Source organism: Nitrobacter sp. NHB1, from assembly GCF_036964665.1.
Taxonomy (GTDB): domain Bacteria; phylum Pseudomonadota; class Alphaproteobacteria; order Rhizobiales; family Xanthobacteraceae; genus Nitrobacter.
Genome location: NZ_JBAMDA010000001.1, coordinates 2,532,774 through 2,559,396 on the forward strand (window position 1 = coordinate 2,532,774; position 26,623 = coordinate 2,559,396).

22 protein-coding genes and 1 pseudogene are annotated in these 26,623 nt (G+C 64.9%); 4 read left to right on the forward strand and 19 right to left on the reverse strand.

Going from position 1 to position 26,623, the window contains the following annotated elements; all coding sequences use genetic code 11:
- Window positions 1-187 precede the first annotated feature (187 nt).
- The 3 genes from fabA to fabI all read left to right on the forward strand — a co-directional run bounded on the left by fabA (window position 188) and on the right by fabI (window position 3,057).
- Complete coding sequence (gene fabA / locus V4R08_RS11785) at window positions 188-712, forward strand: 3-hydroxyacyl-[acyl-carrier-protein] dehydratase FabA (protein ID WP_335579526.1); 525 nt, start codon at window positions 188-190, stop codon at window positions 710-712.
- A 91-nt stretch (window positions 713-803) separates the two neighbouring features.
- Window positions 804-2,027 carry a beta-ketoacyl-ACP synthase I gene (fabB, locus tag V4R08_RS11790; RefSeq protein WP_335579527.1) on the forward strand — a complete coding sequence of 408 codons (1,224 nt, stop codon included), beginning with the start codon at window positions 804-806 and terminating at the stop codon, window positions 2,025-2,027.
- Between the two features lie 196 nt (window positions 2,028-2,223).
- Window positions 2,224-3,057 carry an enoyl-ACP reductase FabI gene (gene fabI, locus V4R08_RS11795; protein WP_335579528.1) on the forward strand — a complete coding sequence of 278 codons (834 nt, stop codon included), beginning with the start codon at window positions 2,224-2,226 and terminating at the stop codon, window positions 3,055-3,057.
- Between the two features lie 97 nt (window positions 3,058-3,154).
- Here the strand turns inward: fabI and katG are convergent, their stop codons facing one another.
- Window positions 3,155-5,356: a catalase/peroxidase HPI gene (gene katG, locus V4R08_RS11800; protein ID WP_335579529.1), complete on the reverse strand. Its 2,202-nt coding sequence runs from the start codon at window positions 5,354-5,356 to the stop codon at window positions 3,155-3,157.
- 257 nt (window positions 5,357-5,613) lie between these two features.
- On the opposite strand from katG, the pseudogene V4R08_RS11805 reads away from it, so the two are divergent.
- A pseudogene (locus V4R08_RS11805) lies at window positions 5,614-6,513 on the forward strand (LysR substrate-binding domain-containing protein); the annotation flags it as partial.
- 296 nt (window positions 6,514-6,809) lie between these two features.
- Here V4R08_RS11805 and pnp read toward each other — a convergent pair.
- The 18 genes from pnp to tsaB all read right to left on the reverse strand — a co-directional run bounded on the left by pnp (window position 6,810) and on the right by tsaB (window position 26,576).
- The gene (gene pnp / locus V4R08_RS11810; RefSeq protein WP_335579530.1) at window positions 6,810-8,972 is read right to left on the reverse strand and encodes a polyribonucleotide nucleotidyltransferase; all 2,163 of its coding nucleotides are present in this window, start codon (window positions 8,970-8,972) and stop codon (window positions 6,810-6,812) included.
- 323 nt (window positions 8,973-9,295) lie between these two features.
- Window positions 9,296-9,565, reverse strand: coding sequence for a 30S ribosomal protein S15 (gene rpsO / locus V4R08_RS11815; protein ID WP_011508643.1), 270 nt, complete (start codon window positions 9,563-9,565; stop codon window positions 9,296-9,298).
- Window positions 9,566-9,567: 2 nt separating this feature from the next.
- Window positions 9,568-10,740 (reverse strand): tRNA pseudouridine(55) synthase TruB, encoded by a 1,173-nt coding sequence (gene truB, locus V4R08_RS11820; RefSeq protein ID WP_335579531.1) that lies wholly within the window; start codon window positions 10,738-10,740, stop codon window positions 9,568-9,570.
- Between the two features lie 5 nt (window positions 10,741-10,745).
- Window positions 10,746-11,159 carry a 30S ribosome-binding factor RbfA gene (gene rbfA, locus V4R08_RS11825; protein WP_335579532.1) on the reverse strand — a complete coding sequence of 138 codons (414 nt, stop codon included), beginning with the start codon at window positions 11,157-11,159 and terminating at the stop codon, window positions 10,746-10,748.
- Between the two features lie 134 nt (window positions 11,160-11,293).
- Window positions 11,294-13,888, reverse strand: coding sequence for a translation initiation factor IF-2 (gene infB, locus V4R08_RS11830; RefSeq protein WP_335579533.1), 2,595 nt, complete (start codon window positions 13,886-13,888; stop codon window positions 11,294-11,296).
- Between the two features lie 50 nt (window positions 13,889-13,938).
- Entirely contained in the window at window positions 13,939-14,622 is a 684-nt protein-coding gene (locus tag V4R08_RS11835; protein ID WP_335580259.1) for an RNA-binding protein, read from the reverse strand.
- A gap of 75 nt (window positions 14,623-14,697) precedes the next feature.
- On the reverse strand, window positions 14,698-16,308 hold the full coding sequence (gene nusA / locus V4R08_RS11840) for a transcription termination factor NusA (RefSeq protein ID WP_335579534.1): 1,611 nt from the start codon (window positions 16,306-16,308) through the stop codon (window positions 14,698-14,700).
- A gap of 3 nt (window positions 16,309-16,311) precedes the next feature.
- On the reverse strand, window positions 16,312-17,103 hold the full coding sequence (gene rimP, locus V4R08_RS11845; protein WP_335580260.1) for a ribosome maturation factor RimP: 792 nt from the start codon (window positions 17,101-17,103) through the stop codon (window positions 16,312-16,314).
- A gap of 329 nt (window positions 17,104-17,432) precedes the next feature.
- The gene (gene trmB, locus V4R08_RS11850) at window positions 17,433-18,197 is read right to left on the reverse strand and encodes a tRNA (guanosine(46)-N7)-methyltransferase TrmB (protein ID WP_335579535.1); all 765 of its coding nucleotides are present in this window, start codon (window positions 18,195-18,197) and stop codon (window positions 17,433-17,435) included.
- 32 nt (window positions 18,198-18,229) lie between these two features.
- Window positions 18,230-18,649: a helix-turn-helix domain-containing protein gene (locus tag V4R08_RS11855; protein ID WP_335579536.1), complete on the reverse strand. Its 420-nt coding sequence runs from the start codon at window positions 18,647-18,649 to the stop codon at window positions 18,230-18,232.
- 214 nt (window positions 18,650-18,863) lie between these two features.
- The gene (lnt, locus tag V4R08_RS11860; RefSeq protein WP_335579537.1) at window positions 18,864-20,468 is read right to left on the reverse strand and encodes an apolipoprotein N-acyltransferase; all 1,605 of its coding nucleotides are present in this window, start codon (window positions 20,466-20,468) and stop codon (window positions 18,864-18,866) included.
- Complete coding sequence (locus V4R08_RS11865) at window positions 20,465-21,589, reverse strand: hemolysin family protein (RefSeq protein WP_335579538.1); 1,125 nt, start codon at window positions 21,587-21,589, stop codon at window positions 20,465-20,467. Before V4R08_RS11865 ends, lnt begins: the two co-directional genes overlap by 4 nt.
- Complete coding sequence (gene ybeY, locus V4R08_RS11870) at window positions 21,590-22,099, reverse strand: rRNA maturation RNase YbeY (protein ID WP_335579539.1); 510 nt, start codon at window positions 22,097-22,099, stop codon at window positions 21,590-21,592.
- A 71-nt stretch (window positions 22,100-22,170) separates the two neighbouring features.
- Window positions 22,171-23,166 (reverse strand): PhoH family protein, encoded by a 996-nt coding sequence (locus tag V4R08_RS11875; RefSeq protein WP_442935658.1) that lies wholly within the window; start codon window positions 23,164-23,166, stop codon window positions 22,171-22,173.
- A 58-nt stretch (window positions 23,167-23,224) separates the two neighbouring features.
- A complete protein-coding gene (gene miaB, locus V4R08_RS11880; protein WP_335579541.1) occupies window positions 23,225-24,646 on the reverse strand; it encodes a tRNA (N6-isopentenyl adenosine(37)-C2)-methylthiotransferase MiaB in 1,422 nt (473 codons plus the stop codon).
- A 149-nt stretch (window positions 24,647-24,795) separates the two neighbouring features.
- A complete protein-coding gene (locus V4R08_RS11885; protein WP_335579542.1) occupies window positions 24,796-25,245 on the reverse strand; it encodes a Fur family transcriptional regulator in 450 nt (149 codons plus the stop codon).
- A 153-nt stretch (window positions 25,246-25,398) separates the two neighbouring features.
- Window positions 25,399-25,881, reverse strand: a complete 483-nt coding sequence (gene rimI / locus V4R08_RS11890; RefSeq protein ID WP_442935659.1) for a ribosomal protein S18-alanine N-acetyltransferase — start codon at window positions 25,879-25,881, stop codon at window positions 25,399-25,401.
- Window positions 25,878-26,576 carry a tRNA (adenosine(37)-N6)-threonylcarbamoyltransferase complex dimerization subunit type 1 TsaB gene (tsaB, locus tag V4R08_RS11895; RefSeq protein WP_335579543.1) on the reverse strand — a complete coding sequence of 233 codons (699 nt, stop codon included), beginning with the start codon at window positions 26,574-26,576 and terminating at the stop codon, window positions 25,878-25,880. The genes rimI and tsaB overlap by 4 nt, the downstream gene beginning before the upstream one ends.
- Window positions 26,577-26,623 lie beyond the last annotated feature (47 nt).

Genomic DNA, 26,623 nt, shown 5'->3' on the forward strand with positions numbered 1-26,623 from the left:
ACAACTCCTGCCGCAACAGGATGCAAATGTTGGAATCGGACCGCTGGCCTCGCTTTGCCCCTTCCAGACCCTGTGTTAGAGAGCCTCCGCGGCGCCGACCCCCATGACCGACGCCCGTGCAGGCGAAGGCCCGTGTTTCGCGCGCCTTTCGAACCGTCATTGCTCGAAGAGAGAAAGGCCACGCAGTATGCAGGACCGGCGCAGCAGCTATGATTATGAGGGTTTGCTGGCTTGCGGCCGGGGCGAACTGTTTGGACCCGGAAACGCCCAGTTGCCGTTGCCGCCGATGCTGATGTTCGACCGTATCACCGAAATCACCGAAGATGGCGGGGAGTTCGGCAAGGGATTGATCCGCGCCGAACTCGACGTGAAATCCGACCTCTGGTTTTTCGGCTGTCACTTCAAGGGCGATCCGGTGATGCCCGGCTGCCTTGGCCTCGACGCGCTGTGGCAGATGGTCGGATTTTATCTCGGCTGGACCGGCGGCGAAGGCCGTGGCCGCGCACTCGGCCTCGGCGACCTGAAGTTTTCCGGTCAGGTGCTGCCGCACGTCCGCAAGGTCGTGTACAACATCGATATCAAGCGCGTGATGCGCTCGAAGCTGGTGCTCGGGATCGCGGACGGGTGGCTTTCCGCCGACGGCGACATTATCTATCGCGCGAAAGACCTGAAGGTCGGTCTGTTCAAGCAGGATGCTGCGCCTGGGGCATGAGAGCCCAATGGCTTCGGCCGGGTCGATGCAGGTTTCGGATTTTTGACGAGGGTGCCTTCATGGGACAGCGTAACGATCGTGCGAGGAGATCATGAGGCGGGTTGTCGTCACGGGGATGGGCATTGTCTCGTCCATCGGAAACAACACTCAGGAAGTGCTATCCAGTCTCTTTGAGGCGAAGTCCGGCATCACGCGCGCGGACAAGTATGCGGAACTCGGCTTTCGCTCCCAGGTGCAGGGTGCGCCGACGCTCAATCCGGCCGATGTGGTCGATCGCCGCGCGATGCGCTTCCTGGCGGAGGGCGCGGCGTGGAATCACGTCGCGATGGAGCAGGCAATCCGCGACTCCGGTCTGGAGCCCACCGACATCTCCAACGAGCGCACCGGAATCATCATGGGCTCCGGCGGCCCGTCCGCGCGCACGATCGTGGAAGCGGCTGACATCACCCGCAGCAAGGGACCCAAGCGCGTCGGTCCGTTCGCGGTGCCGAAGGCGATGTCGTCCACCGCGTCGGCGACGCTCGCCACCTGGTTCAAGATCAAGGGCGTCAACTACTCGATCTCGTCGGCCTGCGCGACCTCCAATCATTGCATCGGCAATGCCTTTGAGACCATTCAGATCGGCAAGCAGGACATCGTTTTCGCCGGCGGCTGCGAGGAACTCGACTGGTCGCTGTCGGTGCTGTTCGACGCCATGGGTGCGATGTCCTCGAAATACAACGACACCCCGGCGACGGCCTCGCGGGCCTATGACGTCAGTCGCGACGGCTTCGTGATCGCCGGCGGCGCCGGCGTGGTGGTTCTGGAGGAACTCGAACACGCCAAGGCCCGCGGCGCGCGCATCTACGGCGAAGTCGTCGGCTATGGCGCGACCTCGGACGGCTACGACATGGTCGCGCCGTCGGGCGAAGGCGCCGAGCGCTGCATGAGGATGGCGATGTCGACGGTGAAAACGAAGGTCGACTACATCAACCCGCACGCGACCTCGACGCCGGCCGGCGACCCGCCGGAAATCGAGGCGATCCGCAAGGTGTTCGGCACCGGCGAGAAGTGTCCGCCGATTTCCGCCACCAAGTCGCTGACGGGGCACTCGCTCGGCGCGACCGGCGTGCAGGAGGCGATCTATTCGCTGCTGATGATGAACAACGGCTTCATCTGCGAAAGCGCCAACATCACCGAACTCGATCCGGCGTTCGCGGACATGCCGATCGTGCGTAAGCGTATCGACAACGCCAGGATCGGCACGGTGATGTCGAATTCGTTCGGTTTCGGCGGGACCAATGCCACGCTGGTGTTCAAGCGATTGGATGCGTGAGGTTTCCAGTGTTTAGAGAGTAGCGCGAAGCGTGTGTTGTTTTTGTTTTTTGCCTCCTCCTTGTGGGGGAGGTCGATGCGAAGCATCGGGAGGGGGGTGAACCCCCTGTTTCGCAATCGCCCTTCTCGCTGCAGCGAACCCCCCTCCCTAACCCTCCCCCGCAAGGGGGGAGGAAACCAAAACGCAGAGAGTCACGATGCAGCAACTGATGCAAGGTAAGCGCGGCCTGATCATGGGGGTCGCCAACGACCATTCGATCGCCTGGGGCATCGCCAAGACACTGGCTGCGCATGGCGCGGAACTGGCCTTCACCTACCAGGGCGAGGCGCTGGCCAAGCGGGTCAGGCCGCTCGCCGAATCGGTTGGCACCGGGTTGGTGCTGCCTTGCGATGTCGAGGACATCGCCTCGGTGGACAAGGTGTTCGCCGATATCGGCAACGCCTGGGGCAAGATGGATTTCCTGGTCCACGCCATCGCATTCTCCGACAAGAGCCAGTTGATCGGCCGCTACGCCGACACGACGCGCGAGAATTTCGTGCGCACCATGCTGATCTCCTGCTTCGCTTTCACCGAATCCGCGAAACGCGCCGCCGCGCTGATGCCGGATGGCGGCAGCATGATCACGCTGACCTACAATGGCGGCGACCGTGCGATGCCGAACTACAACGTCATGGGTGTAGCCAAGGCGGCGCTCGAGTCGTCGGTGCGCTACCTGGCGGTCGATTTCGGCGGGCAGAACATTCGCGTCAATGCCATTTCGGCCGGGCCGATCCGCACGCTGGCCGGCGCCGGCATCGGCGATGCGCGCTTCATGTTCGCGTTCCAGCAGAAGCATTCGCCGCGGCGGCGCGGCGTCAGTCTCGACGAGCTCGGCGGCGCCGGGCTTTATTTGTTGTCGGATCTGTCCGGCGGCGTCACCGGCGAGATTCATTTCGTCGATTCCGGCTACAACATCATCGCGATGCCGCAGCCGGACGCGTTGCGCAGCGATGGCATGGGCAACGGCACGCCGAACGACGCCGCGAAGTAGTGCGCTGAAGGAGCCGGCTCCTCACCATGAGAGAAACCAGACAAACAAAAACGGCCGGGGCAATGTCCCGGCCGTTTCATTTGTGTTGCAAGTCCGCTTATGCCGCTTTCTTGCCCTGTGCGACGAGATCGAAGCGGTCGGCATTCATCACTTTGGCCCATGCGGCGACGAAGTCCTTCGCGAACTTTTCCTTGGCATCAGTGCATGCATAGACTTCCGCAAACGCGCGGAGTTGGGAGTGCGAGCCGAAGATGAGGTCGACGCGGGTGCCGGTCCACTGCGACGCATTGGTCTTGCGATCGCGGCCCTCATAGACCCCGTCGCCGGCCGGCTGCCACACCGTATCCATGGTGAGCAGATTGACGAAGAAGTCGTTGGTCAGCGTGCCGACCTGCTTGGTGAAGACGCCGTGCCTGGAGTCTCCGGCGTTGGCGCCGAGCACGCGCAGGCCGCCGACGAGAACCGTCATTTCCGGTCCGGTCAGTTTCAGCAATTGCGCGCGATCCACCAGCGCCTCCTCGGGGGCCATGAACTGGTGCCGGCTACCGACGTAGTTGCGGAAGCCGTCGGCGCGCGGCTCCAGCGGCGCGAAAGACGCGACGTCGGTCTGGTCCTGCGACGCGTCCATCCGGCCCGGCGTGAACGGCACCTTGACGTCGATGCCGGCGGCCCTGGCGGCCTTCTCGACCGCGAAGCAGCCGGCGAGCACGATCAGGTCGGCGAGCGAGATTTTCTTGCCGCCGGTCTGTGCACCGTTGAATTCGCTCTGGATCGCTTCGAGCTTCGCCAGCACCGTTTTCAGTTGGGGCGGTTGGTTGACCTCCCAGTCCTTCTGGGGAGCAAGCCGGATGCGCGCGCCGTTGGCGCCGCCGCGCTTGTCCGAGTTGCGGAACGTCGAGGCCGAGGCCCAGGCGGTCGAGACCAGTTGCGGCACCGTGAGGCCGGAGGCGAGAATTTTCACCTTCAGCTCGGCGATGTCGTTGTCGTTGACCAGCGCATGGTCTACGGCCGGGATCGGGTCCTGCCAGATCAGCGTTTCTTTCGGCACCAGCGGGCCGAGATAACGCTCGCGCGGTCCCATGTCGCGATGCGTAAGCTTGAACCAGGCGCGGGCGAAAGCGTCCGCGAACTTGTCCGGATTCTCGTGGAAGTGCTTCGAGACCTTGCCGTAGGCCGGATCGAAGCGCAGCGACAGGTCCGTCGTCAGCATGGTCGGCACGTGCATCTTCGACTTGTCGTGGGCATCCGGAGTGATGGCGGGGGCGTCTTTCGCCTGCCACTGATAGGCGCCGGCCGGGCTCTTGGTCAGCTCCCATTCGTACTTGAACAGCGTATCGAAGAAGTTGTTGTCCCACGTCGTCGGCGTCTGCGTCCAGGTGACCTCTAAGCCGCTGCCGATCGAATCGCCTCCTTTGCCTGTGCCGAACTTGCTGTTCCAGCCGAGACCCTGATCCTCAAGGGGAGCGGATTCCGGCGCCGGTCCGACCAGCGATGCATCGCCGGCGCCGTGGGTCTTGCCGAAGGTGTGGCCGCCGGCGATCAGTGCGACGGTCTCCTCATCGTTCATCGCCATGCGGAAGAACGTTTCGCGGATGTCCGTGGCCGCCGCGAGCGGATCCGGCTTGCCGTTCGGTCCTTCTGGATTGACGTAGATCAGGCCCATCTGCACGGCGGCGAGCGGTTCGGCCAACTGACGTTCGCCGCTATAGCGCTCGTCGCCCAGCCACGTTCCTTCCGGACCCCAATAGAGTTCTTCCGGCTCCCACACATCAGTGCGGCCGCCGGCGAAGCCGAAGGTCTTGAAGCCCATCGATTCCAGCGCGACGTTGCCACTGAGCACCAGCAGGTCGGCCCAGGAAATCTTGCGGCCGTATTTCTGCTTGATCGGCCACAACAGGCGGCGTCCTCTATCGAGGAGTACGTTGTCCGGCCATGAGTTCAGTGGTGCGAAGCGCTGCTGACCGGCACCGGCGCCGCCGCGGCCGTCGGTGATGCGGTAGGTCCCGGCGCTGTGCCACGCCAGGCGGACCATCAGTCCACCGTAGTGACCGAAATCGGCCGGCCACCACTCCTGCGAGTCCGTCATCAGCGCTGTCAGGTCCTTGATGACGGCGTTCAGATCGAGGCTCTTGAACTCCCTGGCATAGTCGAAGTCCTTGTCCATCGGGTCGGACAGTTTCGAGTTGCGATGGAGGACCTGAACGTCCAGTTGGCCCGGCCACCAGTCGCGGTTTCGGTGGCCGCTGCTGCCCGTGAACGGGCATTTGCCCGCGCCCTTGTCGTCCGTTTTTGCGTCCATGATTGTCTCCGATGCTGTGCTGTCACGTTGCCGAATGGCCGCCGTGGCGACACCGAAACTGCCGCCGCCCGCGATGGAGACGTCAGCGCAAGGCTGCGTCTGCCTGTCCGGGCACGGCGCCGGTGCGCGATAGGGTTTGGTCAGCCAAGGCCGCAGTCCTTTCGGCAACGCGAGAGTGATGAGCCGAGTTTGGGAGATATCAACGATAAGGTCCAGTCGTATTGTCTTCGCATCATGATAAGTTTATATGATCGGTAATGGTCACGCTCAAACAGCTCCGCTACCTCGTCGCGCTCGCGCGCCACAGCCATTTCGGACGCGCCGCGGAAGCCTGCGCCATCACCCAGCCAGCGCTGTCGATGCAGATCCGGGAGCTGGAACAATTTCTCGGCGTCACTCTGGTGGAGCGGCGGCCGGGCGAGGTGATGCTAACCGAAATCGGCCGGGAGATTTCCCGCCGCGCCGAGGATGTGCTGGCCTCAGTGCGCGATCTCGCCGATTTCGCCCGCCATCGGTCCAGACCGCTGACGGGACGCCTGACCCTCGGCATCATCCCTTCGCTCGCGCCGTACCTGCTGCCGCGCATGCTGCCGGCGCTGCAATCGCAGTTTCCGGACTTGCAACTGGAACTGCGCGAGACGCAGACCCGGCTGCTGGTCGAGGAGATCAAGGGCGGCGCGCTCGATGCCGCGATGCTGGCGCTGCCGCTCGGCGAGCCCGACATCGACACCATGATGCTGTTCGACGATCTGTTCCTGCTGGCGGTGCCCGCGAGCGATCCGCGGCCGTGCCAACGCCGGGTGGCGGCGCGCGACATCGATCAGTCGCGCCTGATCCTGCTCGAGGACGGCCACTGCCTGCGTGACCAGGCTCTGGCCTTCTGCGCCACGATCCCGCGGACACCGGCGCCGGGCAGCACCGGCATGACGTTCGGCGCATCCAGCCTCGCCACTGTGATGCAGATGGTGGCCGGCGGTTACGGCGTGACGCTGATCCCGCAGATCGCCGCCGATGTCGAGGCGCGCGACCAGCGCGTCAAGATCCTGCGGCTGGAAGAGCCGCAGCCCGGACGCAGCATCGGGCTGGCGTTCCGCAGAACTTCGCCGCGCAAGGCCGATTTTGCGGCGTTGGGCGAGGTGGTGAAGGGGTGTGTGAACGCCAACGTGCCTGCGGGTGAGCAGAGCGGTCCTGGCAAGTCGCAGCCGGCTCTCTCCCCCCATAGCCCGTCGAAGACGGGCGTGAACGCCCTGAGGGTGGGAGAAGTGGAGAGGGGGGTCAGCAGCGTCGCAGCATGCGGAGCATACCCCCTCCCTGACCCTCCCCCACAAGGGGGGAGGGAACAGTCAGATGCTCGATCGTCGTCAAAGGATGGGAAGCGCTGAGAGCCGGACAGGTCAAACAAGAAGGGCGGCTCGAAAGCCGCCCTTTTGCAATTCACCATTTTCGGTAGCGATCACTCGCCCGCGGCCTCGCGCGGCGCGTCGGCTTTTTCCGCCTTGTGTCCGGCCGCCTCGAGGTCCTCGCCGGTCTGCTGATCGACCGCCTTCATCGACAGCCGCGTCTTGCCGCGATCGTCGAAGCCGAGCAGCTTGACCTTGACCTTGTCGCCTTCCTTGACGATGTCTGAGCTCTTCTGCACGCGGCTGGCGGCGAGCTGGCTGATGTGGACGAGGCCGTCCTTGGCGCCGAAGAAGTTCACGAAAGCGCCGAACTCCATCACCTTGACCACGGTGCCCTCGTAGATCTGGCCGACTTCCGGATCGGAGGCGATCGACTTGATCCACTTGATCGCGGCCTTCATCGCCTCGCCGTCGTTCGACGCCACCTTCACGGTGCCGTCGTCCTCGATGTTGATCTTGGCGCCGGTCTTCTCGACGATCTCGCGGATCACCTTGCCGCCGGTGCCGATCACTTCGCGGATCTTGTCGGTCGGGATCTTGAAGGTCTCGATGCGCGGCGCGTATTCGCCAAGCTCGGCGCGGGCGTTGGTCAGGGCTTTCGCCATTTCGCCGAGGATGTGGATGCGCCCGTCCTTGGCCTGGGCGAGCGCGACCTTCATGATCTCCTCGGTGATCCCCGCGATCTTGATGTCCATCTGCAGCGAGCTGATGCCGACCTCGGTGCCGGCCACCTTGAAGTCCATGTCGCCGAGATGGTCCTCGTCGCCGAGAATGTCGGAGAGCACGGCAAAGCGGCTGCCTTCGAGAATGAGGCCCATGGCGATGCCCGCCGTCGGCCGCTTCAAGGGAACGCCCGCATCCATCAGCGACAGCGAGGCGCCGCAGACCGAGGCCATCGACGACGAGCCGTTGGACTCGGTGATCTCCGAAACCACGCGGATGGTGTAGGGGAATTCGTGGTGCGGCGGCAGCACCGGATGGATCGCGCGCCACGCCAGCTTGCCGTGGCCGATCTCGCGGCGCTTGGTGCTGCCGAGGCGGCCGGTCTCGCCGACCGAGTAGGGCGGGAAGTTGTAGTGCAGCAGGAACGTCTCCTTGTACGTTCCCGATAGCGCATCGATGTACTGCTCGTCTTCGCCGGTGCCGAGCGTGGTCACGACCATCGCCTGGGTCTCGCCGCGGGTGAACAGCGCCGAGCCGTGAGCGCGCGGCAGCACGCCGACTTCGGCGAGGATGTTGCGCACGGTCTTGACGTCGCGGCCGTCGATGCGCTTGCCGGTATCGAGAATGTTCCAGCGCACGATCTTGGCCTCGAGGTGCTTGAACACGCCGGCGATGCGGAGCTTGTCGTATTTCGGCTCCTGGCCTTCCGGGAAGTAATGCGCGATGACCTTGGCCTTGGCCGCGGCAACGGCGTTCTGGCGCTGCTGCTTGTCGGCGATGGCGTAGGCCGGGCGCAGGTCGCCTTCGATCAGGCCGAGCATGTCCTTCTCGAGCGCGCTGTCGTCGGCCTGGCTGACTTCACGCGGCTCCTTCGCGGCCTTCTCGGCGAGTTCGATGATGGCGTTGATGACCGGCTGGAAGTGACGGTGGCCGAACATCACGGCGCCGAGCATGATGTCTTCGCTCAGCTCCTTGGCCTCCGATTCGACCATCAGCACGGCGTCCGCGGTGCCGGCGACGACCAGCTCGAGCTGGGTGTCGACCATTTCGTCGAGCGTCGGATTGAGGACGTATTCGTCGTTCATGAAACCGACGCGGGCGGCGCCGATCGGGCCCCTGAACGGTGCGCCGGAGAGCGTCAGCGCCGCGGACGCGGCCACCATCGCCAGCACGTCGGGATCGTTCTCCATGTCGTGCGAGAGCACGGTGACGATCACCTGGGTCTCATTGCGCCAGCCGTCGGCGAACAGCGGACGGACCGGGCGGTCGATCAGGCGGGAGACCAGCGTCTCCTTTTCGCTCGGGCGGCCTTCGCGTTTGAAGTAGCCGCCGGGAATGCGGCCCGCGGCGTAGGTCTTCTCCTGATAATCGACGGTGAGCGGCAGGAAGTCGACGCCTTCGCGCGGCGTCTTGGCGGCGACGACGGTGGCGAGCACGACGGTCTCGCCGTAGGTGGCCACCACGGCGCCGTCGGCCTGGCGGGCGATCTTGCCGGTTTCGAGTTTGAGCGGACGCCCGCCCCAGTCGATCTCGACTGAATGCTTGTTGAACATCTTGTTGTCTTTCTTGGGTTCAGGAAAGCACGGACGCCAGACGCAAAAACCATGCGCAAGATTGCGAGACGCTGGCCACAACCATCGTTGCGGCGGCGGCGTCCGGCGATCCTGCCATGGTTTTCACGACTTGAATGGCGTCCATCCTTCCGATGGTACGGGCATTTGACCCGTCATCGCCCAGCCGCCGGATTGCTGCTGGACACGCTCTCCTTTGGGCATGATCTGTCTGCAAAAACCGGATTTCGCTTTTTGCAGATCACACATGGCGCGGACATTGACGTCCGCGCATGACAGCGCGCGGAGATGCGCGCGGACTTTGCTCAGCGGCGGATGTTGTGCTTTTCGAGCAGAGCCCTGTAACGCGCTTCGTCCTTCTTCTTGACGTAATCGAGAAGGGAACGACGCGTGGAGACGAGCTTCAGAAGACCACGGCGCGAATGATTGTCCTTGCCATGGCTTTTGAAATGGTTCGTGAGGTTGACGATGCGTTCCGACAGGATCGCGACCTGAACCTCCGGCGAACCGGTATCACCCGACTTGCGGGCATTGGTCTTAATGACTTCCGCTTTGCGTTCGGCGGTAATCGACATCGTCAAGCTCTTTCGTTGCGGCCGGAACTGGCTGTCAGCCCGGTCAGGTTGAACACGCGCTTGGGGATGAGTTCGCCGTGCCCTAGTTCGGCGAGAGCCAGCAACCGGCCCGCCACCGTGACATAGACCGTGCCGCTACTCTGAGGCGCATCCCTTCCGCGCAACAAGACGGCCTGGCCCCGGTGGAGCCTTGCCGCATCAGCCCGAGTGACGGCCAGCGCCGGGATGTCGTCCAGCGCGGTCTCAACGGGCAAAAGCGCATCGGCGAGGTTCCCCTCGCCGGATGCGGCTCTATTGCATAAAGCCTCCAGTTCTTCCAGCGGAATCATGTCGGCTTCGTCGAATGGGCCGACCAGCGTCCGCCGCAGCGCGCTGATATGGCCGTAACAGCCGAGAATCCGCCCGATGTCGCGGGCCAGCGCCCGCACATAGGTTCCCTTGCCGCATTCGGCCTCGAACTCAGATCGGCCGTCACCGGTGTGTTCGACAAGGTTAAATTGGTGAATCTGGACCGGTCGCGGCTGCAGCGCGACGGTCTCGCCGTCGCGGGCGAGGTCGTAGGCCCGTTCGCCCTGGATCTTGATCGCGGAATATTGCGGCGGGATCTGCTCGATCACGCCGGTGAAGCGCGGCAGCAGCGCCCGGACGGCGTCCGCATCGGGGCGGCTCTCGCTGGTCGCCGTGACCCGGCCCTCGGTATCGTCGGTGTCGCGCTCCTCGCCCCATTGCACCGTGAAGCGGTAGCGCTTGCGGCCGTCCATGACGAAAGGAACGGTTTTGGTGGCTTCGCCGAGCGCAATCGGCAGGCCGCCCGAAGCCAGCGGGTCGAGCGTGCCGGCGTGCCCGGCGCGCTTCGCCGAAAACAGCCGTTTCACCACCGCCACCGCATGGGTCGAGGTCATGCCGACGGGCTTGTCGAGCACGACCCAGCCATGCACATCGCGCTTGTCGCGGCGCGGCTGTTTGTTCTGTTTCTTTCTTCCCTCTTCCGCTCCCTGCTCCCTGCTCCCGACAACCCGGGCTTGCCCGGGTTGGTTTTCTTCTTGCGCAAGTCGGGCAGGCTCGACTTGCGAGGGGGGAGGGTTGGGAAGGGGGGTAGGTAGGGCAGATTTATTTTTGTCAGCACCGTTCGGTTCGCCGATTTTCGAATCGATGGCGGCGTCAGGCGTAGTCATGATCGTCAGCTTTCGTCCGAATCCGGTGTGAGGTCTCTCTGCACCGCGGGTGTTCTCAATAATTTCTCGATACGTTCCGCTTCGTCGAATCGCTCGTCGGCGCGGAAGCGAATATCAGGTGCGAATTTCAGGTTAACGCGCCGCGCGATTTCGCCGCGCAGGAATTTCCTGTTGCGGTCGAGCGCGTCGATCACGTCAGTGGTGTCGTGGCCGCCGAGCGGCATCACGTAGATCGTCGCGAGCTTGAGGTCGGCGGACATGCGGACTTCCGGCACGGTGATGAGATGTCCTTCAAGCACGGGGTCATGAACGTGCCCCTGCGCGAGAATATCGGCGATGGCGTGGCGCACGGTTTCGCCGACGCGCAACTGGCGCTGCGAGGCGCCGGACGTGGAATCTTTTTTGTGGTGGCGCGGCATTCAAGTCACCGGGGTCATGCCCGGCTTGAACCGGGCATCCATCGTTCATTTTCAAGAGTCCGCTTGCGGCGGCTGGATTGCCGGATCAAGTCCGGCAATGACGAAAAGAGACTAGCGCTCTGTGAGATTCGAACTCACAGCGAGCGCTGAATGGTCTCCACGCGATAGCACTCGATCACATCACCGACGCGCATGTCGTGATAGCCCTCGAACGCCATGCCGCACTCCTGGCCCGACTGCACGTCCTTCACTTCGTCCTTGAAGCGCTTCAGCGTCGACAGCTTGCCTTCGTGCACCACGACGTTGTCGCGGATCAGGCGGACATTGGCGCCGCGTTCCACGTTGCCGTCGGTGACGCGGCAACCCGCCACCTTGCCGACCTTGGAGATGTTGAACACTTCCAGGATCTCCGCGTTGCCCAGCATGGTTTCGCGCAGCGTCGGCGCGAGCAGGCCGCTCATCGCCTTCTTAACGTCGTCCACGAGGTCGTAGATGATGTTGTAGTAGCGGATCTCGATGCCGTTGCGCTTGGCGGCGGCCGCGGCTTCCTTGTTAGCGCGAACGCTGAAGCCGATGATCGCGGCGTTGAAGCCCTCCGCCAGCGTGACGTCGGATTCGCTGATGCCGCCGACGCCGGCATGGAGGATGCGGGCGGCGACTTCCTCGGTGCCGAGCTTTTCCAGCGAGCCGAGGATGGCTTCCAGCGACCCCTGCACGTCGGCCTTGATGACCAGCGGGAAATCCTTGCGGCCCGCGGTTTTGAGCTGCGACATCATCTGCTCGAGCGAGCCGCGCATCCCGGAGGCGCTGGCCGCGGCATTTTCGCGCTTCTGGTGGGCGCGATAGCTCGTGACCTGGCGGGCGCGGGCCTCGTTCTCGACCACGGCAAGCCGGTCGCCGGCCTCCGGCGGTCCGTTGAAGCCCAGCACCTCGACCGGCACCGACGGGCCGGCCTCGTCGACCGTCTCGCCCTGATCCGAAATCAGCGCGCGGACGCGGCCCATTTCGGCGCCGGCGACGATGATGTCGCCGACCCGCAGCGTGCCGCGCTGGACCAGCACGGTGGCGACAGGGCCGCGGCCGCGATCCAGCTTGGCTTCGATCACGGTGCCTTCGGCTGGCCGCGCGGCATTAGTCTTGAGGGCGAGCAGGTCGGCCTGCAGGGAGATCATTTCCAGCAGCTTGTCGAGATTGGTCTTGTTCTTGGCGGAGACCTCGACGTCGATCACCTCGCCGCCCATCGATTCGACCTGCACCTCGTGCTGCAACAGTTCGGTGCGCACCCGCTCCGGCTTCGCGTCTGGCTTATCGATCTTGTTGATCGCGATGATCATCGGCACCTTCGCGGCCTTGGCGTGATTGATGGCCTCGATGGTCTGCGGCATCACGCCGTCATCGGCTGCGACCACCAGAACGACGATGTCGGTGACCTTGGCGCCGCGGGCGCGCATCGCGGTGAACGCCGCATGGCCCGGCGTGTCGATGAAGGTGATCTTCTTGCCGTCCGGCGAGGTGACCTGATAGGCGCCGATGTGCTGGGTGATGCCGCCGGCTTCGCCCGACACCACATTGGCGTGACGCACTGCATCGAGCAGCGAGGTCTTGCCGTGATCGACGTGACCCATCACGGTGACGACCGGCGAGCGCGGTTCGGCAACGGTGGAATCGTCGTCCGCATCGAACAGGCCTTCCTCGACGTCGCTCGCGGCGACGCGCTTGACGGTGTGGCCCAGTTCTTCGGCGATGAGCTGCGCGGTATCGGCGTCGATCACGTCGGTGATCTTGTGCATCGCGCCCTGCTTCATCAGCATCCGGATCACGTCCACCGCACGCTCGGCCATGCGGTTGGCAAGTTCCTGGATGGTGATTGCCTCCGGGACGATGACCTCGCGGATCAGCTTTTCCTTCGGTTCGTTCGAGGCATGGCCCTTCAGGCGCTGGGTGCGGCGGCGGAACGAGGCGATCGATCGCTCGCGCACATCGTCGGCGCTCAACGCCGTCACCAGCGTCAGACGGCCGCGCTGCTTGGCGGGCGCCGGCTTGGCGGCCGGCTTCGGTGCGATGACGGGACGTGCGGGGCCGCCACCGGGACGGCGGACCAGGCGCGGAGCTTCCTCCTCGTCGCTGCCGTCGGCGGCGACAGCAGCCGGGCGCGCCGGGGGGGCCGCGCGCGTGGTCGTGGCCGGTGCGGCCTTGGTCTCGGATTCGCCGAAACGACGCTTGGCTTCGAGTTCGGCCTTGCGTTTGGCTTCCTCTTCCTGACGGTGACGGTCTTCCTCGGCCTTGCGGCGGGCCTCGGCGGCCTCGCGCTCGGCCTGTTCGATGCCTTCCTTGCTGTTGCGGCGCGCAGCCTCGGCTTCGGCGAGCCGGCGCTCTTCCTCGGCACGGACCTTGGCTTCGGCCAGCGCGCTCGCGCGCGCGGTGCGCTCGTCCTCGGTCAATGTGCGCAGCACCACGCCCGAATTGGCGCGCGAAGCGGCGGGCGGCGCGGGACGGACCGGAATCCTGGGCGCTCTCGCGACTGTCGGCTCCGGGGTCGCCGTGGGTTCCGCGGTGGGAGCGTCGCCGCCGATCCGGCGCTTGCCCCGTTTCTCGACCACCACCTGCTTGGTACGGCCGTGGCTGAAGCTCTGGCGCACGGTGCCCTGCTCGACGCGCGGCTTGAGCGTCAAGGTCTTGCTCGGGCCGACGCTCAGAGTCTTGTCGCCAGGATTTTTCGTATCAACCATTCAGCGGTCCCAATCTTGTTGCGCTGTACGCGTTCGCACAGGTCGTGTCGTTAGAGTTCTTGCCGTTTTGAACTGCCTTGCCGCTGCCCGCCATCCCGGTATCGGACCAGGGTCTGGCTGCGCGATAGGAACGTTCTGCCCGCCGGGCCTGCGAGCACGGCTGCATGTATCACATTTGACCGGCCTAGTGCCAAATCCAATTCTGCCGACGCCAGCGCGCCGATCACGGGGATTTCCTGCGTTTCGTGGGACCCCGCGGCTGTTTTCTTAACGATAGCGTCCAATTTCCGGATTCCGTCGGCGGCGCCATCCGCGGCGTGGAGCAAAGCGACCGCCTGACGCCGAAGCAGTGCATCCTCGACCTTGGCGAAACCGGCGACCACCTGCCCGGCCTTGGCGACCATGGCCAGCGCGTCGATCGCGCTACGGGCCAGCGACTGCCCGGTCTCCTCGGCCACAGACGCCGATACGCGGACGTCCCGCTTGAAGCCTCGGCTAAACTGGTGACGACGGGCCGCTTCCGCAACGGTAGCATGGGAGGCCGAAATCCAGAGGCCCCGGCCCGGCAGCTTGCGTTTCAGGTCGGCGATAACCTCGCCCGAGGGCGACACCACGAACCGGATCAATTCGTCGATCGGGCGCACCTCGCGCGTGACCGCGCACATCCGCGTCGTCGCGGGCCTGTTGGTCCGCGGTCCGTCGTCAAGATCTGCCGGGTCGGCGATGGCGAGCATGTCTGGGGCGTTCTCCTTGTCATTGGCGCGAGGTCTTCGCGCCAAGCCGATGTCTGCTTTCGTGGAACACGGGCCTCAAGCCGGTTGATCTTCGGCGGCGGGGACCTCCTCCGCCGGTTTTGCAAGGTCGGCTTCGGTGATCCAGCCGGCGATCAGGCGCGCCTGCATGATGATGGCTTCCGCGTCCTCGCGCGCGACCTCGATGCCGTCGAGGTAGCCCGCGTGCTTGACCGCCTCGCCGTCCTTGCGCTCGGTCCAGCCGACCAGATCGTCGGTGGCGCAGCCAGCCAGATCCTCGACGGTCCTGACCTCGTTCTCGCCGAGTTTCACCAGCATCTTCGATGTCACGCCGGGCACCGTCTTCAGGGCATCGTCCACACCAAGCTCCTTGCGCCTGTTGTCCAGTTCGGCCTCGAGTTGCTCCAGATATTCGCGGGCGCGGCTCTGCAACTCGTTTGCGGTTTCGTCGTCGAATCCTTCGATGCCGGCGAGTTCCCGCGGTTCGACCAGCGTCAGCTCTTCAACCGACGTAAATCCTTCCGACGCCAGCAACTGGCCGACGACCTCGTCGACGTTGAGCGCTTCCATGAACATGCGGGTCGCGTTCTCGAAGTCGGCCTGACGCCGCTCCGATTCCTCCTGCTCGGTCAGGATGTCGATATCCCAGCCGGTCAGTTGCGAGGCGAGGCGCACGTTCTGTCCGCGCCGTCCGATCGCCAGCGACAACTGGTTGTTGGTATCGGGGACCACGACCTCGATCCGCTCACGGTCCTCGTCGATCACGACCTTGGCGACTTCCGCCGGCGCCAGCGCGTTGACGACGAACGTCGCAATGTCCGGCGACCACGGGATGATGTCGATCTTCTCGCCCTGCAGCTCGTTGACGACCGCCTGAACGCGCGAGCCGCGCATACCGACACAGGCGCCGACGGGATCGACCGAGGAATCCCTGGAAATCACGCCGATCTTCGCGCGAGAACCGGGATCGCGCGCCACCGCCTTGATCTCGACGATGCCGTCGTAGATTTCCGGCACTTCCTGCGTGAACAGCTTCACCATGAATTGCGGATGGGTGCGCGACAGGAAGATCTGCGGACCGCGGGTTTCGCGCCGCACGTCGAAGATATAGGCGCGGACGCGGTCGCCGTTGCGGAACACCTCGCGCGGCAGCATCTCGTCGCGTCGCACCACGGCCTCGCCGCGGCCGAGATCGACGATGACGCTGCCGTATTCGACACGCTTGACGATGCCGTTGACGATGTCGCCGATGCGGTCCTTGAATTCCTGATACTGCCGGTCGCGCTCGGCCTCGCGCACCTTCTGCACGATCACCTGTTTGGCGGACTGCGCGGCGATGCGGCCATATTCCAGCGGCGGCAGCGTGTCGGCGATGGTGTCGCCGATCTGTGCGCCCGGGTTGGCTCTCTGGGCGTCCTTCAGCGAGATCTGGTTCGCGGCATTCTCGACCTCATCGACCACCAGCATGTGGCGGGTGAGCTGAAGCTGCCCGGTCTTGGGGTGGATCTCCGCATGAACATCGGTCTCGCTGCCGTAGCGCGCCCGCGCCGCCTTGGCGATGGCGTCCTCCATCGCGGCGATCACGATGCCGCGGTCGATGGACTTTTCCCGCGCCACCGCATCTGCAATCTGCAGCAGTTCGAGTTTATTGGCGCTGACAGCGGCCATGACTTAGTCTCCTTCGATGGGATCGATGTCGCCGCGCCGCAGTCTTTCTGCGGCCAGACGATGTTCCTTGGTGTTCTTCGGCGGCTTCTTCCCGGGGGCTTTCGCCGTGCTCTTGAGTTTCGGTTTCGGCGCGTTGCGCCGCGCCGGGTTCCTGGCCGGATCGTTTTTCGCGTGCGGCGGAGGCGGGGGCAGAATGCCGAGATCCCGCTTCATCTCGCGTTCCGCGACCTTGCCCCGCCGCATCGATTCCGCGATCAATTCGTCGGTCAGAACCAGCCGGGCGTCGGCGATATCCTCCATGACGAGCAGGACCTCGCCTTCGTCGTCATTTTGCACGTCGTCCCGATGCAGGCGTATTGCATTGTCCTTGACGCCCTGAAGGATGCCGCGGAACCGCTTGCGGCCTTGATGGGCGACCGCCATTTCGACCTTGACGAGGTGGCCGGCGTGGCGTTCGAAGTCGGAGCGGCGCACCAGCGGCCGGTCGATGCCGGGCGAGGAGATTTCCAGCCGATAGGCCTTGTCGATCGGATCGGCGACATCGAGCACCGGCGACAGGGCCTTCGAGATCGCCTCGCAATCCTCGATCTGCATCGATCCGTCGGGCCGCTCGGCCATGATCTGGACCGTGCAGCCGAATTCGCCCGACACCTTGATGCGGACCAGGCGGTATCCCATGCCTTGCAGGACCGGGGCGACGACCGACGAGACGCGCGCGGCGACGCCTGGCTCGACCACCAGACGCGGCTCGTCGAGCAGCTCATAGTCGGGGATCTGGGCAACGGGATCGGTCATATCCAGGGTCAAGGATCGGTCTGCAAAGGTTGAGTCTGACTGTCACGGGCTGTGCCGGACCGTGTTGTCGCCCGGTCGGCGGTTGCTGACTGAAAGGAACCTGGATGCGCCGCGGCGCATGAGGTCCGTTCAGGTAATAAAAAAGAGCGGGTCCCGGTGGGCCCCACTCTCGATACGTGGTCGTATGAGAAAAGTTAGCACCGATATAGCCGTTTTCGCGCTCCTCGGCAAGGCCCGACGAAGCCGTGAGGGGCGGATTTCGTCGCTGTGGCCGCTGCGCCGGGGACTGTCGCCATGCGAAGAGGAGGCGGGCACCGGTCTGAAAGGTGTCAAGTCTGCGCGGCGTTGCTTTCGCGTCGAAACCGCAGATACGCCGCGCTGCGGCCTTCGCGCATCGCTTTGCGGCCGTAGCGCGTCATGGTGTAGTCCGGCCACGGGTTGCGCCAGTCGGCGGCGCGTTCGGCGAGCCAAAGGAAATCGGGTGATCGCGCCAGATGCGACAGCGTCCATGCGCAATAGTCGGCGATATCGCTGACGAAGCGGAATTCGCCGCCCGGCCGAAGCGCGCGCGCCATCTCCGCGACGGTCGCGTCCTGAACGAAACGGCGTTTCCAGTGGCGGCGCTTGGGCCACGGATCGGGATGGATCAGATCGATCCGCGCCAACGACGCCCGCGGCAGCCGTGCCAGCAGTTCCGACGCATCGCCGGCGAGCAGGCGGATGTTGCCGATATCGTGCGCCTCGATCTGAGTGAGGATCTTGGCCATGCCGTTGACGTAGGGTTCGCAGCCGATGAAGCCGGTGTGCGGAAACGCCAGCGCCTCGGCGACAAGATGCTCGCCGCCGCCGAAGCCGATCTCGATACGCATCTCCTCAACCGGCCGGCCAAACAGCGTAGCCGGGTCCGATGGTCCGCTCCCGCCGGGATCGAGGCTGAGGCGTGGCAGCAGATGCGCGATCAGGTCGCTCTGGTGCGGCCGCAGCCTGTGTCCCTTGCGGCGCCCGAAAAATGAACCTTGAGCGCATTCGCGGCGAAGCGATGCGTCGTCGGCAGAAGCGCGAGGGTCATAAAAATCGGAAGCGGCAGCCGTCATCGCAACGTTCGGTGGAGATGGTGCAAGGACCACTAGCGCCGGTCGGGCGGTTCGCGGGCCGCGATCTGCTCGACCAGGTCGACGATGCTGCGGCGGAGTTTCGCGTCGGTGATCCGCGTAAATGCGCGGGTCAGCGCGAGACCTTCGGAGGTTGCGAGAAAGTCGGAGACGTAGGCAGGAGAGGGCGCCTCGCTCAGACCGCCGGCCACGGCGATGCCCGTACCGGGGTTGCCCTCGAACAGAAACGAGACCGGAACTTGCAGGATGTCGGAAATCTGCTGGATGCGGCTCGCGCCGACGCGATTGGTGCCTTTCTCGTACTTCTGAACCTGCTGGAATGTCAGCCCCAGTGCCTCGCCGAGCTTTTCCTGGCTCATGCCCAGCATGATGCGGCGCATGCGCACACGGCTGCCGACATGTTTGTCAACAGGATTGGGCGCCTTGGTCGACATCTCGTTGGTCTCCTCGGATGGGGCCGCGATCCATGGGATACGCTCCCCGTGCCATTATCGTCAAACTCAGCTCGATCACGTGATAAAAATTCGCAGTCAATATCGGATGGCTCCAGCCCGCCGCATTATACCAGTCGTGCAAATAGTTACACGAATTATATCGATCGTGCGAAAGCGCGCATCAAGTTTCCATCGGCGTCTATACGCGTCGTCGCTAGTGCCCGCGCCGCCGTCGAATCACCACAACAAGCGCGATGGTCACTATGATTGCGGCGGGAATATCCCCCGCGCGGGCGTAGGGCGTCGGCGCAATCGCGACGGGCAGGCGGGAATCCAGCACGCCTTCGACGCCGAGATCGAGCCGTGCAACAATACGCCCTACGGGATCGGTGACCACCGAAATACCGGTGTTCGCCGCGCGCACAAGGGGTAATCCTTCCTCGATCGCCCGCATCCGCGCTTGCTGAAGGTGTTGATGGGGCCCGGTGCTGATCCCGAACCAGCCGTCGTTGGTGAGGTTGACGATCCAGCCGGGCCGGCCGCCGCGGGATCCGATGTCGCCCGGAAAGATCGCCTCATAGCAGATCAGCGGGAGCACGCTCGGCGCGTTCGGAAGTTCGATGGTCCGCCGTATCGTTCCCGGTATGAAACCGCCCTGGACCTTGGTGAGCTGAACGAAGCCGAGCTTTTCCATCAGGCCCTGGAACGGCAAAAATTCCCCGAACGGCACCAGGTGGAGTTTGTCGTAGGTTGAAAGGATCGTGCCGTCGTCGCCGATGACATAGATCGAGTTGTAGGCTCGCGTGATCCTGACGCCCGGCGGCAGGTCGGGCGCGCGCACCGCGCCGGTAATCAGGATCGTGCCCTTCGGCAAGAGATCGGCGATCTCGGCCATGGCGTCGGCTTCGCGGGTGAGAAAAAACGGGAACGCCGATTCCGGCCAGATCAGGATGGTGGCGCCGCTGACGCCGGTCGAATGCGGTCCGGTGGCGCGGTCGGAGAGCGTCAGATATTTGTGCATCACCGCCGCCTTGGCGGAATAGTTGAAGCGTGCGTCCTGCGTCAGATCGGGCTGCATGATGCGCAGTTTGACCTTGTCCACGAATGCCGTCGGATGACGCGACAGCCTGACCGCGCCGTAGACACCCATGGCAAGGAGCACACTGACGGCGGCGGCGGGGGCGATCCATAGTCTTCGGCTTCGGCTGCGTCCGTCGATCAGCACGGCAGGGCTTGCGAAGATCGCGACGCTGAGGAATGTCAGACCCCATAGTCCGATCAGCGACGCGGTTTGCGCCAGCACCAGCGGTTCGGTCAGCGCATAGCCGAATGCATTCCACGGGAATCCGGTCAGGACATGTCCGCGCAGCCATTCGCCGACCGTGAGCGCCACGGCGAGCGCGAGAATGCGCGAGGCGTCTTTGGTCCAGATCAGGCGCGCCAGGGCGAAGCCGAGCGCCGTGAAGAGTGCGAGATACGCCGGCAGGCCGATGACGGCGAACGGCATCAGCCATGCGAAGGTCTGCGCATCGACCAGAAAAGCGTTGCCGATCCAGTACAGCCCCGGAACGAAATAGCCGAAGCCGAACAGCCACCCCGCGAGCGCCGCGGCCGGCACGCCGCCGAGCCGCCCAGCGCCGGCGCCGTCGATCAGCCAGATCGCGATCGGAAAGGTGACGAACAGCAACGGCCAGGCATTGAACGGTTCCATCGCAAGCGAAGACACCGCGCCGGCGAGAAGCGCAATGACGGCGCGCTTCCAGCCCCATGACAGCGTGACGGCAAGGCCGGCGGTTCGGACGCTGCCTGCAATGCTCACGGGGTTTCGCCTCCATCGTCCGGCGATTGCCGAGAGGCCGGCTCGCCTTGCGGTTGCGAGGGCGCATCCGGCGCGGCCTCGCGCCGCCGCCCGTCGCGCGGACGGACGATGGGCCGCTCCTTGCGCAGCCCGATCCGCAGCCGCTTGACGCGGCGCGGGTCGGCATCGAGCACTTCGATCTCGAACGGGCCCGGCCCTGAAATGACCTCGCCCCGCACCGGCAGGCGGCCGACATGGGTGACGAGAAAGCCGCCGAGCGTGTCGACGTCCTCGCCCGCTTCACCGATCACGAACTCGTCGCCGATCATGGCGCGGACGTCCTCGAGGCTGGCGCGCGCATCGGCGATGAAGGAATTGTCGGCCTGGCGCACGATGGAGGGCGGCTCGTCGCCGTCGTGCTCGTCGTCGATTTCGCCGACGATCTGCTCGACGATGTCCTCGAGCGACACCAACCCGTCGGTGCCGCCATATTCATCGACCACGAGCGCCAGATGGATGCGCGTTGCCTGCATCTGCGCCAGCAGGTCGATCGCCGGCATCGACGGCGGCACGTAGAGCAGCTTGCGGGTGATGTTGGCTTCGCTCAGCGGCAGTGCCAGATCGATGGCGCGCAGGTCGAGGCCGGCCGGCGGCGCCTTTTTGCGCTTCGCCTTGGACGGCATCGCGGTGCGCGCCCTTGCAGCCATGAACGCGAGCAGGTCGCGGATATGAACGATGCCTTCGGGGTCGTCGAGGTTTTCGTGGTAGACGACGAGACGGGAATGCGCCGCGCTCTCGAACAGGTTGATCAGCTCGCCGAGCGGGACGTCGCGCTTGACCGCGACGATATCGGCGCGGTGGACCATGACGTCGGCGATGCGTCGTTCGTGCAGGTTGAGGATATTGCGCAGCATGGTGCGCTCGATGGCCGAGAAGCTGGTCTCGTCCGGCGTCGAGGCGTCGAGCACCACCTGAAGATCGGCGCGAACCGATCCCGCTTTCCACCCGAACAGCGAGCGGATCGCCCGCATCAGCCAGCGCTCGGAGGCCGGGCGCAACACCTCGCCGTTGTGGACCGGCACCGGCAGGTTGCGGTTGTCCTGCGGCGGTCTGGTGTCGCTGGGTTCTTCCTCCGGAGCCACTCAGGCCATCCGTTCTTGCGGCGCATAGGGGTCGGGGATGCCGAGCCGCGCCAGAATTTTGCGCTCGAGGTTTTCCATTTCCCCGGCCTCTCGATCGGTTTCGTGGTCGTAACCGATCAGATGCAAAAACCCGTGAATCACCAGATGGCTCAGGTGGTGAGCGAACGGTTTGTGCTCGTCGCAGGCCTCGCGGCGCACGGTTTCAAAGGCGATCGCGATATCGCCGAGCATACGCGGCGCATCGTCGGGCGACGGTGTGCCGGTCGGCTGCAACGCCGGGAACGACAGCACATTGGTCGGCTTGTCGATGCCGCGCCAGTTGGCGTTGAGCGTGCGGATGCCGGCGTCGTCGGTCAGCATGATCGCGAGTTCGGCGTCGCCGGTGTCGGTATCGACCATCCCGGCGGCGGTCTCGACGGCGCGAAGAATGATCGCCTCGGCGTCCGCCTCCGCCCGCCAGCAGTCGGCGACGATGAGAATTTCGGTTGCAGGCAAAGCAGGGCTGACCATCGTTCCGGAATTTCTTTCACCGGCAGCACCGCGTCGCGCAGGCCGGCCGTTTTCAACACTCATGTCCGGCATCAAGGCTTGCCGGCTGCCGGCCGTTGCGACAACCCTTCATAGGCGGCGACAATCCGCCCCACCAGTTCATGACGGATCACGTCGCCGGCCGTGAATTTCACCTGAGCCACGCCCTCGATGCCGTCGAGCAGCCGCGTCGCTTCCGCCAGTCCCGACGTCTGGCCGTTCGGCAGATCGACCTGCGAGGGGTCGCCGGTGACGATCATGCGGCTGTTCTCGCCCAGTCGCGTCAGGAACATCTTCATCTGCATCGCGGTGGTGTTCTGCGCCTCGTCGAGGATGATCGCGGCGTTGGTCAGGGTGCGGCCGCGCATGAAGGCGAGCGGCGCGATCTCGATTTCGCCGCTTTGCAGCGCGCGTTCGACGATGCGGGAATCCATCAGGTCATACAGCGCGTCGTAGATCGGCCGCAGGTAGGGGTCGACCTTTTCGCGCAGATCCCCCGGCAGGAAGCCGAGCCGCTCGCCGGCCTCGACCGCGGGCCGCGTCAGGATGATGCGATCGACTTCCTTGCGCTCGAACAGTTGCGCGGCCTGCGCCACCGCGAGCCAGGTCTTGCCGGTGCCGGCGGGGCCGATGCCGAAGACCAGTTCATGACGTTTCAGGGCGCGGATATAGAGATCCTGCGCGGCGGTGCGCGCCCGCACCGGACGCTTGCGCAGGTTGATGGCCTCAAACGTCGAGCGCGGCGCCTTGGCGTCGTATTCGAACAGCGAGCCTTGTGCGATCACGGCGCGAATCGCGCCCTCGACCTCGCCCTGCGAGAGATCATGGCCCTGCGCCGCCTGGGTATAGAGCGTTTCCAGCACGCGCCGTCCCGCGTCGCAGCCGTCGCGCGATCCGGCGATGGTGATGTGGTTGCCGCGCGAATCGACGACCACTCCGAGCCGCCGTTCGAGCTGCGCGAGATTCTGTCCGTAAGGGCCGACCAGCGCCGACACCGCGCGATTGTCGTCGAAATCGATGACGACTTGCGTTTCGGGCGGGGCTTGCATGTCGAGTTTCCGGCTGGGGACAAGCGAGGGCGAATCCGATGCGCTCTTGGGCAAGGGTTCAGACTCCCGTGATCGCCTGAGACGACGCGTGCACCGGCGGAGCACCGTCGGCGGACGCGCGGGATGGCGGCGCGGAGGCCAGCGTTCCGAGCAGGCTGTAACGTTCGAGGCTCGCGACCGTCACGGGCAGGATCTGTCCTATAATGTCCGCTGACGCCACGACATGCGCGGGTTGCAGATAAGCGGTGCGGCCGACGATCTGGCCGGGATTGCGCGCGGCGCGTTCGAACAGCACATCGACCGTCGTGCCAATCGCAGCCCTGTTGAAGGCGGATTGCTGGCTGTCGATCAGGCTCTGAAGCCGCACCAGTCGCTCGTCCATGTCGGCCGTTGACACCGTCTCCTTCATCTCCGCCGCCGGCGTGCCTGGCCGCGGCGAGTACTTGAACGAATAGGCGCCAGCGTATCCGATTTGCGTGACGAGCGCGAGGGTCGCGGCAAAATCTTCCTCGGTTTCGCCCGGAAAGCCGACGATGAAGTCCGACGAGAACGCAATATCCTGCCGGACTTGGCGAAACCGGTCGATGACGCGACGGTAGTCATCAGCGGTATGCCTGCGGTTCATGGCGGCGAGGATGCGGTCGGAGCCGGACTGCACCGGCAGGTGCACGAACGGCATCAGCGCGTCGAGATCGCGGTGCGCTGATATCAGCGAGTCCTCGACGTCGCGCGGATGGCTGGTCGAGTAGCGCAGCCGGACGATCCCCGGAATGTCGGCGAGGCGATGCAGCAGCTTGCCGAACGGCCAGGGCCGTCCGTCCGGGCCGTCGCCGTGATAGGCGTTGACGTTCTGCCCGATCAGGGTGATCTCGCGCACGCCGTTGTCGGCGAGGCGCTGCACGTCCTCGACGATCTTCGCGACCGGACGCGACACCTCGGCGCCGCGCGTGTAGGGCACGACGCAGAAGGTGCAGAACTTGTCACAACCTTCCTGCACCGTCACGAACGCGGAGATACCGCGAGCGCGGATCGCCTGCCGCGACGGCTGCGGCAGAAAGCCGAACTTGTCCTCGACCGGAAACTCGGTCTCGAGCGCACGGCCATCGGCCTTCGCGCGCGCTAGCAGCTGCGGCAGATGATGATAGCTCTGCGGACCGACCACCACATCGACCACGGGCGCGCGGCGAATGATCTCACTGCCCTCGGCCTGCGCGACGCAGCCGGCGACGACAACGCTCATCCCGCGGCCGTCGCGTGCCGCCCGGTCCTTGGCGGCGCGCAGCCTGCCGAGTTCGGAATAGACCTTCTCGGATGCCTTCTCGCGGATGTGGCAGGTGTTGAGGATGACGAGATCCGCCTCCTCGGCGCTGCCGGTCTCGACGAAACCTTCCGCCGCCAGCGTATCCGCCATGCGCTGGGCGTCGTAGACGTTCATCTGGCAACCGTAGGACTTGATGTGCAGCTTGCGCGGCGGCGTCATGGAACCTGGCTCGGTGGACGTGATGCGCCATCGGCGCTCAGTTCACTTATAGACGAGGACGCGGAAAATCCAGCATCCGGCCGGCCGTCCCGGCGCGGACACAGCCTCCGGTCCGGGGTCGCCCGCCTTTGCGGCATGTCGATCGGCGCTCAGGACTTGTCGTCGTCCATCGGGACGCAATAGAGTTCGAGCCGGTGATCGACCAGCCTGTAGCCGAGTTTGCGGGCTATTTCGGTTTGCAGTTTCTCGATTTCATCCGAGGTGAATTCGATCACCTTGCCGTCACGCAGGTTGATGAGATGATCGTGGTGACTGTCGCGCATCTGCTCGTAGCGCGCGCGGCCTTCGCGAAAGTCGTGCCGCTCGATGATGCCGGCGTCCTCGAACAGCTTGACCGTGCGATAGACCGTCGAGATCGAGATCTTGTCGTCCACCGCGACGCAGCGGCGATAGAGTTCCTCGACGTCCGGATGATCGGAGGCTTCCGCCAGCACCCGCGCGATAACCCGGCGCTGTTCGGTCATGCGCATTCCGGTGGCGGCGCAACGCGCCTCGATCGTGGTGGGTGTCTGCGCAGACGTCGGTTTCAGGGCCGTCATGACGTGTCCGGTTCCGATGGCGCATGATCCGCCGGTGTAGGTCGCCCGGCGTGAAGATAATGCGCACGAATGATAGTCGGGAGTGCGACCGGACGCAAAACCGATTCCACCTTGCCGATCGTCTTCCGGGTTCCTTTTGCCACCGCGCACAGATTACGACAAGTCGCGGCGCATCACCAATGCATTCAGTTCCTGGCCGCCGGCCTCGCGGTAATAGCGTTCGCGACGTCCGGTGACGGCAAAGCCGGCGCGTTCATAGAGGCGCCGCGCCGGCTGATTATTTTCCTCGACTTCGAGAAACACGGTGCGTACGCCGCGCCCGGCGAGGTAGCCGAGGTGCGTGAACAGCAGATCGCGCGAGAATCGCTGACCGCGGTGGCCGGCGTCGATTGCGATCGAAAGGATTTCGGCCTCATCCGCCCCGATGCGCGACACGGCGAAGCCGATCACGGTCGATCGCAGCCGCAGACGCTGAACCAGCGTGTTGCGCTCCGCGATCATGGTCTCGAATTCGCTTTCGCCCCATCCACGGTGAAACGATGCACCGTGAATCGCCGCAAGGCGTTCGGCGTCGTGCGGGCTGGCTGCCTCGACCACGGGCGTTGCGCGCTCTTTGCCTGAGAACCAGGTCATCATGATGCGGCCGGCTTCGCTGTTTTGTGCAGGAGATTGCCAGCCGGCTTGGCGTCGGGCGCGCGCAGGTAGTACGGACGCGGCGGCGCGGCATCCGGACTGACCGCGGCTCCGAGCCATGCCACCCAGGCGATATCGGGCGCTGCTTGCGGATGGACCGCAACCGGCGGCGGGGCGTGTGCGGGCCAGCGGTCGGCGAGAAGCTTCGCGGCATTGCCGACCAGATGCGGCGCGCCGAAACGCGATGCGGCGAGTGCCTCCTCGACCGGCGCGACCTGCGGCCGGACCAGCATGGAGCCGTTGCCGCTCACCGCCTGGAAATAAACGTGGTCGTGACGGGCATCGATCGCGGAGATCACCGGCGGCTCGCGGTTCTCGCCGATCAACGGCGCGGCATAGGCCGTGAGGGTCGTCACGCCGACCGCCGGTTTGTCGGCGGCAAGCGCGATGCCGCGCGCGGCCGACAGTCCGACGCGCAGGCCGGTGAAGCTGCCGGGGCCGGTGGTCGCGGCGATGCGGTCCAGCGCCGCGAAGGCGATACCGGCGGATTCGATGACACGGGCAATCAGCGGCATCAGCGCTTCGGCGTGCCCGCGCTTCATCGGCAGCGATTCATAGGCGATAAGCCGGCCGGCTTTGGTGTCCAGCACGCCGGCGGCGCAGGCATCGAGTGCAGTGTCGATCGCGAGAACAAGCATCGGAAGCTAGTTTAGCACCGTTCCCGGCGGATTACCTCCGGTTCCGG

Excerpts from the sequence above, each read along its gene's own strand:
- katG (WP_335579529.1), bottom strand. The coding sequence starts at position 5,356 with ATGGACGCAAAAACGGACGACAAGGGCGCGGGCAAATGCCCGTTCACG.
- tsaB (WP_335579543.1), bottom strand. The coding sequence starts at position 26,576 with ATGCTTGTTCTCGCGATCGACACTGCACTCGATGCCTGCGCCGCCGGC.
- fabB (WP_335579527.1), top strand. The coding sequence starts at position 804 with ATGAGGCGGGTTGTCGTCACGGGGATGGGCATTGTCTCGTCCATCGGA.
- rbfA (WP_335579532.1), bottom strand. The coding sequence starts at position 11,159 with ATGCCGCGCCACCACAAAAAAGATTCCACGTCCGGCGCCTCGCAGCGC.
- rpsO (WP_011508643.1), bottom strand. The coding sequence starts at position 9,565 with ATGTCGATTACCGCCGAACGCAAAGCGGAAGTCATTAAGACCAATGCC.
- V4R08_RS11855 (WP_335579536.1), bottom strand. The coding sequence starts at position 18,649 with ATGTCGACCAAGGCGCCCAATCCTGTTGACAAACATGTCGGCAGCCGT.
- nusA (WP_335579534.1), bottom strand. The coding sequence starts at position 16,308 with ATGGCCGCTGTCAGCGCCAATAAACTCGAACTGCTGCAGATTGCAGAT.
- V4R08_RS11875 (WP_442935658.1), bottom strand. The coding sequence starts at position 23,166 with ATGCAAGCCCCGCCCGAAACGCAAGTCGTCATCGATTTCGACGACAAT.
- V4R08_RS11835 (WP_335580259.1), bottom strand. The coding sequence starts at position 14,622 with ATGCTCGCCATCGCCGACCCGGCAGATCTTGACGACGGACCGCGGACC.
- rimI (WP_442935659.1), bottom strand. The coding sequence starts at position 25,881 with ATGATGACCTGGTTCTCAGGCAAAGAGCGCGCAACGCCCGTGGTCGAG.
- rimP (WP_335580260.1), bottom strand. The coding sequence starts at position 17,103 with ATGACCGATCCCGTTGCCCAGATCCCCGACTATGAGCTGCTCGACGAG.
- miaB (WP_335579541.1), bottom strand. The coding sequence starts at position 24,646 with ATGACGCCGCCGCGCAAGCTGCACATCAAGTCCTACGGTTGCCAGATG.
- infB (WP_335579533.1), bottom strand. The coding sequence starts at position 13,888 with ATGGTTGATACGAAAAATCCTGGCGACAAGACTCTGAGCGTCGGCCCG.
- ybeY (WP_335579539.1), bottom strand. The coding sequence starts at position 22,099 with ATGGTCAGCCCTGCTTTGCCTGCAACCGAAATTCTCATCGTCGCCGAC.
- V4R08_RS11885 (WP_335579542.1), bottom strand. The coding sequence starts at position 25,245 with ATGACGGCCCTGAAACCGACGTCTGCGCAGACACCCACCACGATCGAG.
- fabI (WP_335579528.1), top strand. The coding sequence starts at position 2,224 with ATGCAGCAACTGATGCAAGGTAAGCGCGGCCTGATCATGGGGGTCGCC.
- trmB (WP_335579535.1), bottom strand. The coding sequence starts at position 18,197 with ATGACGGCTGCCGCTTCCGATTTTTATGACCCTCGCGCTTCTGCCGAC.
- pnp (WP_335579530.1), bottom strand. The coding sequence starts at position 8,972 with ATGTTCAACAAGCATTCAGTCGAGATCGACTGGGGCGGGCGTCCGCTC.
- truB (WP_335579531.1), bottom strand. The coding sequence starts at position 10,740 with ATGACTACGCCTGACGCCGCCATCGATTCGAAAATCGGCGAACCGAAC.
- fabA (WP_335579526.1), top strand. The coding sequence starts at position 188 with ATGCAGGACCGGCGCAGCAGCTATGATTATGAGGGTTTGCTGGCTTGC.